Genomic DNA, 16,016 nt, shown 5'->3' with positions numbered 1-16,016 from the left:
ATGAATAGTCAAACTTTTAATTATAAGGACCTCTCGGGTACTCAATTATTGCTGGCGGCATTTTTATTGGCATTGTCCAATTTTATGGTGGTATTAGATATGACCATCGCCAATGTCTCCTTACCCCATATGACCGGCAGTCTTGCGGTGTCAAGCGCACAAGGTACATGGGTGATTACCTCATATGCCGTGGCTGAAGCAATTTGCGTACCGCTGACTGGCTGGTTGGCTGGGCGTTTTGGTGCCGTCAAGGTCTACGGTATTTGCCTGATCGGTTTTACGGTATTTTCCATTCTTTGTGGTTTATCGACGAGCTTGAGTATGCTGGTGATTTGTCGTATTGGGCAGGGGCTGTTTGGTGGTCCTATTATGCCCTTGAGCCAAACCTTATTAATGCGTATTTTCCCGCCAGAAAAACATGCGCAGGCATTGGGACTTTGGGCAATGACTACTGTCTTGGGACCGATTTTAGGGCCGATCTTAGGGGGCTATATTAGTGATAACTGGTCTTGGCATTGGATCTTTTTTATTAATGTACCGGTGGGGATCGCTTGTGCATTGGGCGGTTTACGTTTATTGGCGGTGGCAGAGACGACCAAAGCACGTTTAAACATTGACGCGATAGGGCTTGGGCTGTTGGTATTGTGGATCGCTGCATTGCAGTTGATGCTCGATTTGGGGCATGATCGGGACTGGTTTAATAACACGATAATCTGTGCTTTGGCAGTCATTGCACTGATTGGTTTTATTGTTTTTATCATTTGGGAGAGTACCGAACAGCATCCGATTGTAAATATTAAAATTTTTCGTTATAGGGGCTTTAGTATTGCGACCATGTCATTGGCTTTTGCCTTTGGCGTATTTTTTGGCAGTATTGTATTAATTCCGCAGTGGTTACAAATCAATTTGGGATATACCGCGACATGGGCAGGTTATCTGACTGCGACGATGGGCATTGGGAGCTTAACCATGTCTCCCTTGGTTGCTAAGCTTTCTACTCAATATGACGCGCGTGCTTTGGCCTTTATTGGTCTTATGTTGCTTGCTGTTGCAACTTTTATGCGCTCTTTTTGGACCAGTGATGCTGATTTTATGACCTTAGCCTGGCCGCAAATTTTGCAGGGCTTTGCTGTACCATTTTTCTTTATTCCCTTAAATAATATTGCTTTGGCGGCGGTACGCCCAGATGAAGTCGCCTCTGCCGCGGGGCTGATGAACTTTGTTCGTACCATGGCTGGTGCAATTGGGGCTTCAATCGCCATTACCCTGTGGGATAGTCAGGCATCGGTTGCGCGTAGTGATATGGTGGCACGTCTGCAAAGTGACACAACTTTGCAGCAATTACAGGCGAATGGGCTGGAACCCTTATCAAGCCTCGCGATCATTTCACAAATTGTCGACAAAGAAGCTTTAACGTTGTCGGTCAATCATGTCTTCCTGATCTTTTCATTGGTCTTTGTTTTTGCCGCCGGCTTGATCTGGCTCTGCCCGAAGCCAAAGAGTGGTGGGGCGGTAGGTGCGATGCCGCATGAGTGATGGAGCATCGTGTGAGCATTGTGTCTGAGACGAGGAAGAACCCACTGGCTCATGCCTTTGATGAGGTGGCAAAGGCTCATGTTTGTATTGTTTTTATTTTATTATTTTAACTATCAATAGTTTATTGCGAAGCAGTGGTTGCTTCGCATCTGAATAATCTAGTGCTTAAGTGTGCAAATGATTACGAGGTACATCTGATCGGCATCGCGCCAAGGCCTGTTGCCATTGTTGAAGATGGGCTTGGCGTTGATCTGCACTCATTTGGGGCTCAAAAGCACGTTGTAATTGCCATGATTGCTGAATATCAGACAAACTGGAAAACATCCCGATACTGAGTCCTGCCATTGCTGCGGCTCCCCAAGCGGTGGACTCTAATAATTGCGGGCGTAATACTGGTACATTTAAAATGTCGGCCTGAAATTGCATGAGCATGTCATTTTGACTGGCACCGCCGTCTACACGTAACTCTTTGAGTGGATGACCAATGTCGGATTGCATTGCAGTAAGTACATCAGACACTTGAAAGGCGATTGCTTCCAATGCTGCACGGGCAATATGCGCCTTGTTGGTACCACGTGACATGCCACAGAGTAAAGCACGGGCATCGCTATCCCAATGAGGGGCACCCAGCCCCGTAAATGCGGGGACCAAAACCACACCATCACTGCTTTCAACCTGACACGCCAGTTGTTCGACTTCGGCACTACTTTGAATCATTGCCAAATTATCACGTAACCATTGCACAATAGCGCCTGCCATAAAAACGCTGCCTTCGAGTGCATAGTGCTGTTGCTGTCTGCATTGCCAAGCAATGGTACTGAGTAATTGATTTTGACTACTTTGCCGTTGTTCACCAGTATTAAAGAGCATAAAACAGCCTGTGCCATAGGTGTTTTTGGCCATCCCGATTTCCATGCAGGATTGTCCAAATAATGCGGCTTGCTGATCCCCCAACACACCAGTGATGGGAATGTTGGCACCTAATAGTCCGGTTGCTGTATCGGCAATGTGTTGATCGGATTGAATGATTTTAGGCAGTATATTTGCAGGGATATCAAATAGGTCGAGTAGTTCTTCATCCCATTGTTGCTGATCCAAGTTCATCAGCATGGTGCGTGACGCATTACTACACTCAATAACATGCTGCGCGCCTTGGGTGAGGTTCCAGATCAACCAACTGTCAATGGTGCCAAAAGCTACACGATTTTGTTTGGCTAGCTCACGTAGCCCGGTAGTATGTTCTAATAACCAGACTAATTTCCCCGCACTAAAATAGGGATCGATCCTTAAGCCGGTTTTTTGCTGAATCTTCTGTTGTAAACCCTGCCCAATCAATTGATTGCACCATGTGCTGGCACGACGATCTTGCCAAACAATTGCTGGCGCTAAGGGGCGACCGGTTTTTTTATCCCAGACCACGGTTGTTTCACGTTGATTGGTCAGTCCCATGGCACGAATATCGGTTGCTAATAGGCGGGCACTGGCGATGGCTTGTTGTACAACAGCAATTTGGGTTGTCCAAATTTCTTGCGCATCTTGTTCAACCCAGCCCGATTGTGGCGTTTTAATATGGATTTCCCGTTGCGCTGTTGCTTGTACACGACCTTGTTCATCAAAAATAATTGCTCGACTGGATGTGGTTCCTTGATCAAGCGCCAGTAAATAACCCATAAAAGTACACTACAGCCGATGTAAAGGATTAATTTTAACTGATTTATAGCGGTTGGGGGGAATGCTCATTTTAAATCTTTAGAGTATAGAAATGAAAGATATGATCGCTAGCATGAAACATCATATTTTAACGGATAGAACGAGTCCCCTGTATGCTCGTAATGATTAAGGTTTTGCCGATTGAATTTACATATCTTTTAAGGAAGTGATTCACTTCAATTTAGTGGGTGAGTTCGTTGTTCTTAACCAGAGCACTACTGAAGGACTATATTGTAGTCCTTCTTTTTATTTCTTACCCGTAGAGTATTTAATAAATATTTTTATTTATTAGTCAGGTTGTGCACATTATAAAAAATAAAACCAAATAGACCGTTTTATTAAAATAAAAGACACGGTAAAAGACATTTTTAATTTTGTTTTTAAATTAAATAAAAATAAATGGAATATGGTTTAAAGACCTGTTTATAATTATTTTAAGATTTTTTAATCTTAAGCTTATATTTAATGTTTGTTTTGAAGAATGTGTGGGTTAATGCATTTTTTTATTTAAATTGAAGTAGTGTAGGTAAAGATTTAAATAATAAAGACCATTACTCATAAAGCAACTAAAAGTTGCTTTATTATGGTTTTTAACAAATCGCTAATGGAGTTTTTTGAATAGTGCTATTCAAAAACAATGATTATGGATGAGACAATGAAAAAAATAATCAAGCAAAATATATTATTTTGGATGACGACGCTAATATTGACTGCAAGTGCTTCGGCAAAAATAAATTTAGTTGAGAAAGATCATGTTTTTAAAAATGATGATGCTTTTAATCTCAGTATGAGAGGGAGTCTTAGATTACAAGCATTAAATTTTGATCATTATAATCATGACAATGAAAGCCAGAAGTTTCGTCGCAATGGTTATTCAAACAATAGCAAACTATATTTTGATGCGGACTATAGGTTAAATGAAGACATTAGCCTACAAGCGAGTTCTTTTAATTATATTAACTTGCCCAAAATGGTTGAGTGGACTGGACATTATAGTGAAAAAGAACCGAGTACACGAACAGAATACTTCTATGCTGCAGTGAACAGTAAGCAATATGGTACTTTAAAATTTGGTAAGTTATATAGCCTGTCTTATGATGTGGTTGGGGTAAAAACAGATTTATGGGACTATAGTGCAGGTGGTCAGCCCTTATCCTGGAGTCCTTTTAATCATCATGATGGTACTTTTGCGTCACGTAAAACATTTCGCTATGAGAAAAAAAATAAGAATATTGATTTCTATGCCGCCTATTTATTGCCTGATGAGGCCAGATATAAAAATATTCTGTATAAACGTAAACATGGTGAGGAGTTGGCTGTTGATGTACGTTTAAATCAGCATTTAAGCTGGGCGAGTGCCTGGCGGCACAGTAAGGTTGAATTAGAACGCCAAGATTATGTACACGAATTATCCCAACATGCTGTGTCCACCGCGATCCTTTATTTTGATGGGCAATGGATGTTTGGCTTGGGTGGCGGTTGGTATAAAAATGTTTTGCCTAATGACAAAGCACTTCAAGCTAATGCAGCAGATACTGTAAGAAACTTTATGAAGACTCAATCCCATGGTATAGAGTCTTATTTGGGATATCAGTTTAAAATAAATCAGAGCGGTATCGATTTTATTCAACCGTATATTATGGGGACGCAAATAAAATACACCAAAGGTGGAGATCTAGATCGTCGTGATTATGGTGCAGGTGTGGCATTTAAATTGACTAATGGTATAGGTTTTGATTATGAACGCATCTTTACCAAGGACAAAGAAGATACACCCAATATGCATTTTTTAAGATTATATTATGACTTCTAATGGGTTAGTCAAAATAATAAAGCCAATTTTTGCACAGTTGCAGATATAACTATCGCGCAAAGATAGTTATATCCGTAACACAAGTTAAGTTTTGAAGGAAATGTTTGTCTTAATAATTTATTGAGACCATTTGTTCTAAGACTGTTTTTTAAAGACGATTTGTTTTAAGAGCTAAGTTTCTCTATTTTGAGATAATTGAACGATTGGTGGATAATAAATAATATTTTGGAACCTTACGCGATCTGTTTGAGCTTTATAAATATGCTTTTGATCCGCAGAAAATCTTGTACCTTGACCTGCTTTTAAAATGTGCCATTGGTCGTCATAAAAAAGCTCTAAAACACCTTCGAGTACCAATACATATTCTATGATACCCACCGCATGTGCTACAGAATGTTGTTCATGAAAACCTGTTAAGCTGAGTTCAAAAACTTCGATTCCACTATCAGAAGAATAGGGAAATAAAATGCTGAGCTCAATATTGGGATCTTGCTGAAAACGATCCTGCGAGCTTTTTAAAATAAGACTACTGGAAAAAAAAGAAGAAAAGGATACATTTAAACCTTTGGCAATTTGCCACAACTTGCTAATACTTGGACTAGATTCTTGTCGTTCAATTTGCCCTAACATCGCTTTAGATACGCCAGTTAGTTTTGCTGTTTCATCTAAGCTGAGTTGCCTTTGCAGACGGATTGCTTTTAAGCGTTGCGAGATAGCGGATTTAAAGGCTTGATCAGTCATGGCGTATGAAAGTTAAATTTATTGGCTAAAGCATACTATATGCATCAGTTGTGGCTTTTTCAAATGGCAATACTATTTTCAAATAGCAATCACCGCTGCTCTAAAGCTGTATTGTATATGATGTAGAATAAAATGCTTCTTGCCAACACATCTTGATTGAACCTTGTATAAGGCTGGCTATTATTTTCTTGTGCGCTAAAGCGCACAGTGTTAAAGTGGCACTTGTGCGTTAAAGCGCATAAAATTTAAAGCGCAGGGGTAAATGATGACTGAAAAATTAAAATCTAGTGCACAACGAGTACAGGACTGTCTAACACAAGCGGGCTATGACTTTAGAGTAAAACAATTACTTGCCTCAACGCGTACGGCAGAGGATGCGGCACATGCGATTGGTTGTGAGGTGGCTCAAATTGCAAAATCTTTGATTTTTAAAGATAAAAATACTGGTGATGCTGTTTTGATTGTTGCGGCAGGGCATCATCAGGTCGACTTGAAAAAAATTAAAGCAACGACGCCATTTCATTTAAGCAAAGCAGATGCTGATTTTGTGCGAGACAAAACCGGTTTTGCCATTGGCGGTGTCTCACCTATTGCCCATCGTCACCCTTTACATATTTTACTCGATGAGGATTTAAAAAATTATGCTTCGATATGGGCGGCTGCGGGAACGCCAAATGCTGTATTTGAATTGAATGCAGAGATTTTAGCTCAATTAACCCAAGGGCAATGGCTCAGTATCCATTGATATGACCTTGCCCAATCACGTTGTAATACGATGGATTTTGCTTTTATTTAAGCGCTCAATCTAAGCATGGGCTTCTTTAAATTTGAGTTTAAAAATATTGATCTTATTTGAGTTTTAAAATTGCTTTGGTACCTTGATGTTTGATGGATTCAAATAGCAAGGTCCAACCATAATGCTCACAGATTTTAAGTGTTAACGCTAAACCAATTCCACCTCGATGGTTTTCACCCTGCCGTGCGCGTTCAGTATAAAGTGCGCTAATTTCTTCGGCCGTCATCCCATGACCAGGATCTTCAATCATAAGATGATGAGCATCAACAAAAATACGAATTTTACCTTTATCACTATTTTCTATGGCATTACGCAGTAGGTTGGAAATGGTAACGCGCAGTAACTGTAAAGGTGCTGTGATGAGAAATGGCTGATGAAGCTGATTTTCAATTTTAAGTTGCTTGCTTTGACATAGATAGTCATGACGTTCAATGATAAGCGGTATTTCTGTATATAGATCAATTGGCTCTATATAGTTCGCTAAGCGTTGTTGATCACGACTTAAAAATAGCAGCATAGAGACGAGTTCTTCCATCTCATTGGTGATTCGTGCTGCACGTTTTAAATGGGTGACAATTTCAGGATTGGTCTCGGGATGTTGCAATACCACTTCAATAGCACCAGAGAGTGCTGAAATCGGTGTGCGCAACTCATGGCTTGCGGTTTCAAAAAATACCTTTTCATTTTTGATATAGTGAGCTGATTTCTCTAAATAGTCGTTCAGTGCATTGGATAATAATGCAGACTCATAAAACTCTCCTTGCAATGAATGGAGTGGTAAATTATTCCGTTCAGGAGAGCTATGAAGAAGTTGATCTGCTAATTTTAGTAAAGGATCAATGAACTTATCTAACTGTTTATAGGTGATGAGCATAATAATGAGTATGGCGATCAAGGTTAATAATAATGTTGACATCACCATTTTAAATTCATGTTTTTCAATTTCAGTAATGTCTAATGCTATTATTTTCTTATGATTTTCATCTTGAGTAACTTTGAGTACATAAATCTTGTTATTGAGTTCAATTTCATCATGTATTCCAATATCAAGCTGATTAAATTCTGCTGGTATTCGGTCACCTTCTGCTTCATTGAAAAATAGTATGTTTTCAGAGTTATTAGCGCTATTAGATTTTTTCTCTGCTTCAATCATTTTTTCAAAGTCTAAGTTTAAAACTGTTTTCCAAACCAATTCCTCAATATTTTCATTGACCAAAAAACCATTAATACCAACGGCTAAGGTTAGAAGTACGGTATAGATTGTTAAAGTGAGTACAATTCGTTTTCTAAGATTCGGTAACTTGGTCATAATAAATTAATTTTCATCCGCAGTCATTTTATAACCTTGTTTATAGCAAGTCTTAATGAGTTTAATGTGGAAGTCAGAATCTATTTTCTTTCTTAATTCATAGATATGGGTTCTTAACAGATCTTTATCTGGCGGATTATCTTGCCAGAGTGCAAACTCTAACTGTTCTTTACTCACAATATGTGGGCTTTCGCGCATTAGCAATGCAAGTATTTTTTTCTCGCCGGCACGAAGTTGAATGATTTTTTGTTGACGCTTGACTTCATTATTTGATAAATCAAATTGTAGGTCAGCGATATTCAAAACAATATTTTTACCTATTACTCTATTATGTAGTGCATTTATTCGAGCTTCTAATTCCTCTAATGAAAATGGTTTGGTTAGATAATCATCTGCACCTGAAGAAAAACCTTTTAGTTTATCTTCTAGTGTAGCTTTTGCTGTTAAGATAATAACGGGAGTGTTTATACCTAAAGCTCTTAATTGTTCTAAAAAAGTAATACCTGTTATTTTAGGCAGCATCCAATCTAGAATAATCATGTCGTAATGATTATTTTTACAAAGTTGTAATGCGATTATTGCATCTTGTGCTGCATCTAAAACATATTGTTTTTTTTCAAAAAAAGCAAAAATATTAGTAATTAAATCGAGATGATCATCAATTATTAATATTCGCATTAGATTTAACCCGTTATTGAGAATGTTGATCTGGAAAAATGGTCATCAGTAAAGCAAAAAAAAACTGCTGAATCAAGCAAAAAAATAATTCAAATTTTATAAAAATTATTGAATTTTCAATATTTTTTTTGAGTTTAAAGCATTTATTGGTTGCACAATATAACTGACAAAAATCTGACATTCCCTATGTAACAATACGTAATGAATAATGATTTTCATTACATTTTACGGGTTCTGGATGGGAAGATGAAAAAATATATTTCTAGCAAAAAGAAGGGACTACCTTCAAACGTCGTGGCAACAGCATTGTCTGCCGCAACGACAACATTACTGAGTACCGTGGCCTTGGCCAATCAGGATAGCGTCGCAGAGCTTGAAACGATTCATTTGAAAGCTGAAGAAAGCTCATATTATATTAAAAATTCCAGCAATGCGAAAATCACCAAGCCATTATTGGATACAACCAGAACCATTGATGTGATTTCTAAAGCACAAATTGATGACCGTGGTGCAGCCTCTTTACAGGATGTGCTTCGTACCACGCCGGGTATTACATTAGGGTCTGGTGAAGGTGGAACACCGATGGGTGATCGTCCATTTATTCGGGGCTATGAAGCCAGTACCGATATTTTAATTGATGGGATGCGTGATTATGCCCGTGGCTCGCATGAAATGTTTAATCTGGAAGCCGTAGAAGTCACCAAAGGTCCGGGGTCGGTATATTCAGGGCGTGGCTCAACGGGAGGGACGATTAATCTTATTACGAAGAAGCCCAAGCAGGTGACAGAATCTGAAGTTAGTTCTGAGTTACAGACAGACGGCAAAGGTCAGTCTAAATATCGTTTTACTACGGATAATAATGTGCTTGTGCATGATCATGTGGCGATTCGCCTGAATGCGATGTTGGATCGCGGTGATGTGGCGCGGCGTGATGGTGTTGAAGTTGAACGTTGGGGTATTGCACCATCGATTACTTTTGGCTTAAATACACCGACCAGATTAACTGCTGCTTATAGTTATTTGGAATTTAATGATACGCCAGATATGGGAACGCCATTTAAAAATATCGCCAATCCTGATCGAAAAAAACCAATCGAAAGCCAAGCCTTTGAAACCAACTTCGGACGTCCAGAAATAGATTTTCGTGATTATAAATCAGAAAGCTTTGATTTAAACTTCGAACATGATTTTAATGAAAATCTTAAATTAAGGGCAGTGGCACGGGATTTAAAAACTACACAGGATTATTTTTTCTCACGTCCTAGTTTCGATAACTGTAATGCCAGCAGTACAGGGAGCTGCCAAACTGAAGATGAAAATCTTCAATATACCAGTGCAACGCGAACATCCTATCGCACCAGCCATGTCAATAGTGGGCAACTTAACTTGCAAGCCAAGTTTAAGACTGGTCCTATTGCGCATGATTTAATCACGGGTGTGGATTATAGCAAGGAACGTATTGGCACCAAGGATATGAAAGTTTCTGGTGTGGGGAATGAAATCAATGATTTTTATCATCCGACCCGAAAATATTATCCAGATTTTTCGATTGCCTATGGACCTGAAACGAAAGCAGGTGAAATTACCAATACTGGCGTTTATGTATTTGATACTGTGAGTTTGCATCCCTTATTTGATGTGAATTTAGGCTTACGTTTTGACGATTATAAATCTAGCAACTTTAAAGATACTGTGACAGAGAAATTATGGAATTATCAAGTTGGCGCTATTTATAAGATCGCACCACAAGGTCGTTTTTATGCCAATTTTGCCACGTCAAGTAATCCAAGTGGCGATAATCTAGGTCAAGCTGGTGGTGCAGATGGGGTCGCCAGTGGTAACCGTCTCGGGGATAATATTAAAGCAGAAAAAACCAGAAGTATTGAGCTTGGTAGCAAGTGGGAAGTGCTGAATGATCGTTTAGCCTTAAATGCTGCATTATTTGAAACGCGAAAAACCGATGCACGTAGTACCGACGCTGAAGGAATAGTTTCTGTCGATGGTGAAAACCGTGTGCGTGGTATAGAACTCAGTGCAACAGGACAAATCACACCGCTATGGGATATTTCAGCAGGCTATAGTTATTTAGACAGTAACTTGCTTGATGGTGGTTTTGTTAAACAAGGCACAAATTATATTGCCAATCCCAATAATGGCAATCAATTAAAATTCATCGCAAAAAATAGTGCCAATCTATGGAGTACTTATCAAGTCATGGATCAGTTACGTGTGGGGGGCGGTGCAACCTATGTGGGCAAACGTTTTGCCGATGATAATAATGAATATTATTTGCCTGCACATATTCGTTTAGATGCATTTGCTGCCTATCAGGTCTTACCTGAGTTTGGTTTACAGCTGAACATCAATAATATCACCAATGAGCGAATTTATGATGCCTCGCATTTAGGTATTTTCTCAACAGTTGCCCCGGGTCGTTCCTTTGCATTAAAAGGTACGTATCGTTTCTAAAGCCTTTACATCATCAGGGTAGAGTAGCCTAGTGTTATTCTACCTCAGAGGTTAATCCATGATTCATCATATTCCCAATGTATTAAGTACTGAGCAAGTGGCTTGGTTTAATGCACAGTTTGCTCAAGCCAATTGGATAAATGGAAAAGTTACAGCCGGGACTTTATCGGCTCAAGTCAAACAAAATCAGCAGTTATCTGAAGATGACCCACTGACGTCGCAGCTGAGTAAAATTATTTTAGATGCTCTGGCACAAAACGCTTTATTTATTGCTGCGGCATTGCCACTGGATATTATCCCGCCCTTGTTTAATCGTTATGAGGGCAATGAAAGTTTTGGTTTTCATGTTGATAATGCCATTCGTCGTGTGCGCGGCAGTAATGCACGCTTACGTACAGATTTATCCTGTACGTTATTTTTTAGCGAGCCCGATGCTTATGTCGGTGGTGAGTTAGTTATTGAAGATACTTATGGTTATCACGACGTAAAATTACCTGCAGGCGATATGATTTTATACCCATCGACCAGTTTGCATGAAGTGACACCGGTGACTGCCGGTACGCGTACCGCTTCATTTTTCTGGGTACAAAGTATGGTCCGTTCTAATGAAGAAAGAGATATGTTATTTCAACTGGATCAGAGTATTCAAAATTTAAGAGCGCAACTTGGTGATCGTCATGCCGAGGTGATTAAACTGACCAGTTTATATCATAATTTTATGCGTAAATGGGCTACATTGTGATGCATACAACATACGTCAATTTGATAAAAAAGGTCGTGAACTTATGGATCATTTAGCCGAAATTGAGGACATGTTAGCGCAAGCCAAACTACGCGTAACGCTGAGTCGGTTGTTGGTTTTGGATATATTAAATCAAGCACCGGGAGAATTAGCTGCATGGGAAATTGAGCAACAACTGTTAAATAAACAAAAGAAAATGAATATCTCGGCTATATATTCTATTTTAAAAACACTTGAATATAAGGGGCTGGTACAGCGTTTTAAGGTTGCAGGACATCATGCTTATTTTTCTCTGAATAAATCGATTGGTTTGGTCAAATGTCGTTGCAATGTCTGCGCCCAAATGCAGCATATGGATGAAGCATTATTACAACAGTGTATTGTGCAATATTGTGAGGCTGCTGGGCTCAAACTCAAAAGTTATTCTACTTTAATTGATGTGATTTGCCAGAAGTGCAGTCAAAAATAATGTCTTATAAAAAATCGTCTGAGTTCATGATCCTTTTTCTACTAAACGTGCCAAACACTGAATACTTGCAATAATCTGTTCAGGTGAATGTGCGGCAAAGCCGAGTAATATGGCAGACCGTGGTGTTTTAAGTTGACAATAACGGGACAACGGCTGAATACCCAGTCCGGCTTGTTGGCATCGGAGTAATAAAGCAGCTAAATCGATGCGATCAGGTAACCAACACAATAAGTGTATGCCAGCATCAGCTGGCTCAACAATAAAATCATCTGGTAAATACTGTGTAATGGCTTGGATCATGGTTTGTTGGCGTTGATAACAAGCTTGACGGACGCGGCGCACATGACGCGCATAATGTCCCTCTGCGATAAAATATGCCATCGTGGCTTGTTCTAAATATGCGCTACTGGTATTGGTATAATATTTGGTCACAAGGAATGTTTCTATTAAGGCTGTGGGGATAATTAAAAAACCTAAGCGAAAGCCAGGAAACATCATTTTGGAAAAACTACCTGCATAAATCACCCGTTGCTGTTGATCTAAACCTTGTAGTGCTTGTATCGGGCGTGCTTTATAGCGAAATTCGCTATTGTAATCATCTTCAAAAATCCATGCCTGTTGTTGTGCCGCCCAGTCCAGTAGGCGCATACGTTTATTGAGGCTGAGTGTTCCTCCCAAAGGAAATTGGTGAGATGGTGCGGTGAAGATTAAACGGGCTTCGGGATGATTTTTGATGGCATAAGCAATATCTACACCATCACTTTGACAGGGGATAGGGTGAACGGTTGCTCCTACTGCTTGAAAAGCAGCTAAGGCACCGTCATAACCAGGTTCATCTAAACAGACAGCATCGCCACTTTGTAAAAGCGCTTGTGCAGCAATGTTCATGGCTTGTTGCGTCCCATTGACGATCATGATTTGTGCTGCACTACAATGTACCCCACGTGTGGTTTGTACATAGTCTGCCAAGGCTTGGCGTAGTTGGAGTAAGCCCATAGGGTCTTGTGCTTGTTTACTATTTTGTGAAAACTGGCGCCAACTGCGTCCTAATAAACGTCCCCATAATTTATGTGGAAAAATATCGGTACATCCCACACCGATACTCAATAATTGCCCTTGCGAGTTTAAAGGAACGTTTTTATGCCATAGTGCTAAGAGCTGTGCGGTATTGGGATTAAGCTGAGTGCTATGAGCTATTGTGCTGGTGCGGGAAATACTGTTCTGCTGACTGTGAATGAGGTCATCGGGAATATGCGCACTGACATAGGTGCCTGAACTTGCGCGTGTAAGCAAATAGCCCTCATCCATTAAGCGTTCTAACGCAGCCAATACAGAGTTACGTGAAATAGCCATCATCTCCGCCAAGGCACGACTGGAAGGCAGCTGCGTATTGGGGGCGAGTTGACCAGTTAGGATCATGTCCTTAAGTGCTTGATAGAGTTGCTGTTTGATTTTGCCATCTTGCAATAAGATATTGGCAAAGAGTGCTTTATTGGCTTTCATCTTCACCTCAATCTAAAGATAAAACTGGTACCCTAAAAAATACAGGAAGTGTATCTTATATACAACCACCTCAATGATTATGCTGCATTGTAAGACCGATATGGATCTTCAACCCATCTAACGAAGGAGTATGCAATGCCGCATTCAACCCAATTGCGGGTCACCCCTGTGACCGCCGAAGACTTTTCTGCTTGGTTGCCTTATTGGCAACTGTATCAACAATTTTATAAAGTTAATTTATCGCAACAGATCACGGCACAGACTTGGCAGCGCTTTTTTGATGAACATAGCCCGGTATATTGTGCAGTTGCACGTCAAGGTGAGCAGGTGTTGGGCTTTGTCCATTATGTCTTTCATGCTTCCACCTGGGCTGTCGAAGATTTTTGCTATTTGGAAGATTTATTTGTTGCGCCCGAAGCACGTGGTCAGCAGGTGGGTAAACACTTAATCGAGTATGTGCAACAACAGGCAAGAGAGCAACATTGTGCGCGATTATATTGGCATACTCAGGAAAGCAATAAGACAGCGCAACGATTATATGATTGGGTAGCAGAAAAGCCGGGTGTGATTGAATACCGTATGCCGCTTTAAGTCTGGTGGTATAAGTCGTATAAATGAAAGCTAAAATCGCTATAGCTGCAAACAAATCGACTTAAAAAATAGGTTGATTTAAAAAAACAGACTGATTTTAAAAACAGACGAATGTAAAGCAATTAAAAAAGCTGTTTGGCAGTGCTCAAACAGCTTTTTTGTTTTGCCTGAATAGACTGCTCAGGCAATCTATTCTGTGGGCAAAATCTTATTTTTTCTTTTGCTCTAACTGAGGTACAGCCGAACCTTGACCTACAGATAATAAACCGGTTTGAGTATATAGACCGAGTTTGCTACGTGTATCGGTAATATCGAGGTTACGCATGGTTAATTGACCAATACGATCCAGTGGGCTAAAGGTTGAATCACCTTTTTCCATGGTTAAGCGTTCAGCTTCATAGGTGAGGTTCGGTGACTCGGTATTCATGATGGTATAGTCATTGCCACGACGTAGTTCTAGAGTCACATCACCAGTAATGGCTTTGGCAACCCAACGTTGAGCAGTTTCACGCAACATGAGCGCTTGTGAATCAAACCAACGACCTTGGTACAATAAACGACCTAGACGTAAACCATTGATACGATATTGTTCAATGGTGTCTTCATTATGAATACCCGTTACTAAGCGCTCATAGGCGATATGCAATAACGCCATTCCCGGCGCTTCATAAATACCACGAGATTTGGCTTCGATAATACGGTTTTCAATTTGGTCTGACATGCCTAAACCATGACGACCACCGATGCGGTTGGCTTCTAGAATCAGTTCCACTGGATCTTCTATACGACGACCATTGAGGGCAACAGGCATACCTTCTTCAAAGCTGACTACAACTTGTTCTGGTTTGATGTCAACATCTTCTTTCCAGAAAGCGACGCCCATAATGGGGTCAACGATTTTGATGCCAGCATCGAGATATTCAAGATCTTTGGCTTCATGCGTTGCGCCCAACATATTGGAGTCAGTTGAGTAGGCTTTTTCTTTAGACATTTTATAGTCAAAGCCATTGTCGATGAGGAATTGAGACATTTCCGCACGACCACCTAACTCATCAATAAAGTGTTGGTCTAACCAAGGCTTATAGATTTTGAGTTGTGGGTTAGTGAGTAATCCGTAACGATAGAAACGTTCGATGTCGTTGCCTTTATAGGTAGAACCATCACCCCAGATATTGACATCATCTTCTTTCATTGCAGTGACCAACATGGTGCCTGTGACCGCGCGACCAAGTGGTGTGGTATTGAAATAGGGAATACCACCAGTGCTGATATGGAACGCGCCACATTGAATGGCGGCAATTCCTTCTAAAGCCAATTGTAAACGGCAGTCAACTAAGCGTGCTTTGATTGCACCATATTGTTCAGCTTTTCGGGGAATGGCGTCATAATCTTCCTCATCAGGCTGACCTAAATTGGCAGTATATGCATAAGGCAAAGCGCCTTTTTGTTTCATCCACAGTAAAGCCGCTGAGGTGTCTAAACCACCAGAGAAGGCAATCCCTACTTTTTTACCCGCTGGTAAATGCTGCAAAATGGTTGCATTATCAGTCATTACGATTCCTAACAAGATGTTATTGGCATCAATCGTTTTGTGCCTAGAAGTGTTTTATGCGCAGCATTGTAGCACTTTTCTATGCTTTGTTAGCGCTTATCACCTGT

The 16,016-nt window shown here is 40.2% G+C and carries 13 protein-coding genes; 7 read left to right on the top strand and 6 right to left on the bottom strand.

Annotated elements, in window-relative coordinates:
• Positions 1 to 1,536: a DHA2 family efflux MFS transporter permease subunit gene (locus tag BFG52_RS12340; protein WP_067556697.1), complete on the top strand. Its 1,536-nt coding sequence runs from the start codon at positions 1 to 3 to the stop codon at positions 1,534 to 1,536.
• 165 nt (positions 1,537 to 1,701) lie between these two features.
• Here the strand turns inward: BFG52_RS12340 and glpK are convergent, their stop codons facing one another.
• The gene (gene glpK / locus BFG52_RS12335) at positions 1,702 to 3,207 is read right to left on the bottom strand and encodes a glycerol kinase GlpK (RefSeq protein WP_067556695.1); all 1,506 of its coding nucleotides are present in this window, start codon (positions 3,205 to 3,207) and stop codon (positions 1,702 to 1,704) included.
• 694 nt (positions 3,208 to 3,901) lie between these two features.
• Here glpK and BFG52_RS12330 point away from each other — a divergent pair.
• The gene (locus tag BFG52_RS12330) at positions 3,902 to 5,059 is read left to right on the top strand and encodes a porin (protein ID WP_067556692.1); all 1,158 of its coding nucleotides are present in this window, start codon (positions 3,902 to 3,904) and stop codon (positions 5,057 to 5,059) included.
• A gap of 171 nt (positions 5,060 to 5,230) precedes the next feature.
• Here the strand turns inward: BFG52_RS12330 and BFG52_RS12325 are convergent, their stop codons facing one another.
• The gene (locus BFG52_RS12325; RefSeq protein ID WP_067556690.1) at positions 5,231 to 5,800 is read right to left on the bottom strand and encodes a helix-turn-helix domain-containing protein; all 570 of its coding nucleotides are present in this window, start codon (positions 5,798 to 5,800) and stop codon (positions 5,231 to 5,233) included.
• 265 nt (positions 5,801 to 6,065) lie between these two features.
• Between BFG52_RS12325 and BFG52_RS12320 the strand changes: the two genes are divergently transcribed.
• A complete protein-coding gene (locus BFG52_RS12320) occupies positions 6,066 to 6,545 on the top strand; it encodes a YbaK/EbsC family protein (protein ID WP_067556687.1) in 480 nt (159 codons plus the stop codon).
• A gap of 103 nt (positions 6,546 to 6,648) precedes the next feature.
• Here the strand turns inward: BFG52_RS12320 and BFG52_RS12315 are convergent, their stop codons facing one another.
• Together BFG52_RS12315 and BFG52_RS12310 are read right to left on the bottom strand one after the other, a co-directional pair.
• A complete protein-coding gene (locus BFG52_RS12315) occupies positions 6,649 to 7,905 on the bottom strand; it encodes a sensor histidine kinase (protein WP_067556684.1) in 1,257 nt (418 codons plus the stop codon).
• 6 nt (positions 7,906 to 7,911) lie between these two features.
• Entirely contained in the window at positions 7,912 to 8,583 is a 672-nt protein-coding gene (locus BFG52_RS12310; RefSeq protein WP_067556681.1) for a response regulator transcription factor, read from the bottom strand.
• A gap of 246 nt (positions 8,584 to 8,829) precedes the next feature.
• On the opposite strand from BFG52_RS12310, the gene BFG52_RS12305 reads away from it, so the two are divergent.
• Genes BFG52_RS12305 through BFG52_RS12295 form a run of 3 tightly spaced genes read left to right on the top strand, consistent with a single transcriptional unit; the run spans position 8,830 to position 12,263 of the window.
• Positions 8,830 to 11,052 carry a TonB-dependent receptor gene (locus BFG52_RS12305; RefSeq protein WP_067556678.1) on the top strand — a complete coding sequence of 741 codons (2,223 nt, stop codon included), beginning with the start codon at positions 8,830 to 8,832 and terminating at the stop codon, positions 11,050 to 11,052.
• A 58-nt stretch (positions 11,053 to 11,110) separates the two neighbouring features.
• Positions 11,111 to 11,794, top strand: coding sequence for a Fe2+-dependent dioxygenase (locus BFG52_RS12300; protein WP_067556676.1), 684 nt, complete (start codon positions 11,111 to 11,113; stop codon positions 11,792 to 11,794).
• 43 nt (positions 11,795 to 11,837) lie between these two features.
• On the top strand, positions 11,838 to 12,263 hold the full coding sequence (locus BFG52_RS12295) for a Fur family transcriptional regulator (protein WP_067556673.1): 426 nt from the start codon (positions 11,838 to 11,840) through the stop codon (positions 12,261 to 12,263).
• A 24-nt stretch (positions 12,264 to 12,287) separates the two neighbouring features.
• On the opposite strand, the gene pdxR is transcribed toward BFG52_RS12295, so the two are convergent.
• The gene (gene pdxR, locus BFG52_RS12290; RefSeq protein WP_067556669.1) at positions 12,288 to 13,766 is read right to left on the bottom strand and encodes a MocR-like pyridoxine biosynthesis transcription factor PdxR; all 1,479 of its coding nucleotides are present in this window, start codon (positions 13,764 to 13,766) and stop codon (positions 12,288 to 12,290) included.
• Between the two features lie 135 nt (positions 13,767 to 13,901).
• On the opposite strand from pdxR, the gene BFG52_RS12285 reads away from it, so the two are divergent.
• Positions 13,902 to 14,357: a GNAT family N-acetyltransferase gene (locus tag BFG52_RS12285; RefSeq protein ID WP_067556666.1), complete on the top strand. Its 456-nt coding sequence runs from the start codon at positions 13,902 to 13,904 to the stop codon at positions 14,355 to 14,357.
• A 208-nt stretch (positions 14,358 to 14,565) separates the two neighbouring features.
• Here BFG52_RS12285 and argG read toward each other — a convergent pair whose 3' ends face one another.
• Positions 14,566 to 15,924 (bottom strand): argininosuccinate synthase, encoded by a 1,359-nt coding sequence (gene argG, locus BFG52_RS12280; RefSeq protein ID WP_171257347.1) that lies wholly within the window; start codon positions 15,922 to 15,924, stop codon positions 14,566 to 14,568.
• Positions 15,925 to 16,016: the final 92 nt, after the last annotated feature.

The organism is Acinetobacter larvae, assembly GCF_001704115.1.
In the GTDB taxonomy this organism is placed as follows: Bacteria; Pseudomonadota; Gammaproteobacteria; order Pseudomonadales; family Moraxellaceae; genus Acinetobacter; species Acinetobacter larvae.
The sequence above is the reverse complement of the archived record's forward strand: the minus strand, read 5'-3'. Positions and strand labels throughout refer to the sequence as shown.